This window comes from Aliiglaciecola sp. 2_MG-2023 (assembly GCF_030548145.1).
Classification (GTDB): Bacteria; Pseudomonadota; Gammaproteobacteria; order Enterobacterales; family Alteromonadaceae; genus Aliiglaciecola; species Aliiglaciecola lipolytica_A.
Genome location: NZ_JAUORY010000056.1, coordinates 1 through 1,712 on the forward strand (window position 1 = coordinate 1; position 1,712 = coordinate 1,712).

3 protein-coding genes are annotated in these 1,712 nt (G+C 38.3%); all 3 read right to left on the reverse strand.

Features of this window, described 5'->3' with window-relative positions; all coding sequences use genetic code 11:
* Positions 1-67 precede the first annotated feature (67 nt).
* On the reverse strand, positions 68-436 hold the full coding sequence (locus tag Q4567_RS22145; protein WP_303502473.1) for a hypothetical protein: 369 nt from the start codon (positions 434-436) through the stop codon (positions 68-70).
* Positions 437-553: 117 nt separating this feature from the next.
* Positions 554-997, reverse strand: a complete 444-nt coding sequence (locus Q4567_RS22150) for a hypothetical protein (protein WP_303502474.1) — start codon at positions 995-997, stop codon at positions 554-556.
* Positions 998-1,138: 141 nt separating this feature from the next.
* Positions 1,139-1,585 carry a DUF6174 domain-containing protein gene (locus tag Q4567_RS22155; RefSeq protein WP_216047430.1) on the reverse strand — a complete coding sequence of 149 codons (447 nt, stop codon included), beginning with the start codon at positions 1,583-1,585 and terminating at the stop codon, positions 1,139-1,141.
* Between the last annotated feature and the right edge of the window lie 127 nt (positions 1,586-1,712).

Consider the following 1,712-nt stretch of genomic DNA (forward strand, 5'->3'; position numbering starts at 1 on the left):
GGATTGACCTTGAAAAAGTGGTCAAAAGATGACTAATACCTATTGACCAACAAGAGGCTCATATGTGTTAGGCATTTTTCAGCCATATTAAGGCTGTTTCAGTTTTAGTAAAGAATTGAAGAGTTTTTGATTCCATATATTCTTTCTCTGCTCTAAATTTTGGTTCATTATTCCCAACAAGTGCAACTTTAACTGAGCCTTGTAATAAGCTATTTTCTTTAAAATTTATTGCCCAAACTTTGTGCGCTTCTAAATCCTTAAAAATATACTCTCGTACATCTATCATTAATAATATTTGAGTCTCATTCTTTATAACACCTTTAACTAAATCAATTGCTTCTTCAGAACCAATCAATGCTTCCGACTTTGTTAATGTTCCCGACAACTTGTGATGAATTATAACGGGGTTATCTTCTATTAACTTAGTAACGATCATATTGATGCCTAACGCTTCACATATGGGGCGCAGGCTTGCTGGCTATACATGCGAAGAATGAGCCGAGCCAGCGAGTATGCGTCCCAATGAGCGAAGCGAGTGAACATGATGTGTTTGTTATGTTCCGGCAAACCTGAGAAGCCTCCATATTTTCGATAAACTAAAAGAAAATAAGCTTAAAGTGAGTCCGCAAATTACACTTAGTAAACCTTGCCAAAAATAATACATCTCAGTATCCGATTGTTCTCTAAATACTAAATAATGCTGACCTAAAGCTACACTCCCATTAAAAATGAAATATAAACCTAATAAGAATATTGCTGCTGATAACAATTCAGTAGCGTTGGAGTCAAATTGGGAATTGAAACCAAGAAACTTTCCAATAGACTTTCTCGTAGCAATCAGAAACAAGCCAATTACCAGCTTAGTAATTAAAAAAACCAAAGTGCCAAAATAAAAGGAGCCCTCATCTGCAATCAGATTAGAAGTTTTGATAGTGATAATGGACGTCAAGAAATCAGGCATGGAGGAGGCAATCAACCAGACACCAGATATGGCCAAGCAGGTTTCTCCAAAGTTACTTATCCGCATCCAAAAACTCCATTAGGGACATAACGCCCCTAATAAACGGCAAATACTTGTTGGCTATACTGGGAGCGAAGCGACCCAAGCCAGCGAGTATTTGTCCGTTTGATTGGTTTGTTAGAGTTCATGTGGCTTAATTACCTGAAAGTCAGTCACTTCTCTAAAACACTCGTCATCCCATATTTCTTTACTCCAATTTACTTCTATTTCAGAGGGAAAGCCTGTTTCGTGGTAAGTGACATTATATTCATCTGCATTCTTTTCGGCGCGGTCAGCATATTCAAAAAGATCATCTATAGAATAAACGTCTATGCTCCTTGGGGTAATCTTCACTCCATTTTTTACGACAACTCGATACTCCAAAACCCCCATACATCCAAACCTAAGTGTATAGCGGTAATTTTCAATTCCAGATTCAATCCACTGCCTATGGTAGCTGTTCAAAGGATTTACTTTATCAATGGGAATAATCAAATGATTAAAGGCAAACAAGACAACCAACACGAAACCAATGAAAGCAGAAATAAAAATATTTGCGGAGTTGCTACCAAGTCTGAATATCATACTAATGAACTCCTAACGCTTCAAATAAGCGGCGCAGGCTTGCTGGCTAAACTTGGCGAAGAATGAGCCCCAGCCAGCGAGTTTGCGTCCGGCGACGAAGGAGCGTACTTGATTTGCTTTGTTAGAC

Excerpts from the sequence above, each read along its gene's own strand:
- Q4567_RS22155 (WP_216047430.1), bottom strand. The coding sequence starts at position 1,585 with ATGATATTCAGACTTGGTAGCAACTCCGCAAATATTTTTATTTCTGCT.
- Q4567_RS22145 (WP_303502473.1), bottom strand. The coding sequence starts at position 436 with ATGATCGTTACTAAGTTAATAGAAGATAACCCCGTTATAATTCATCAC.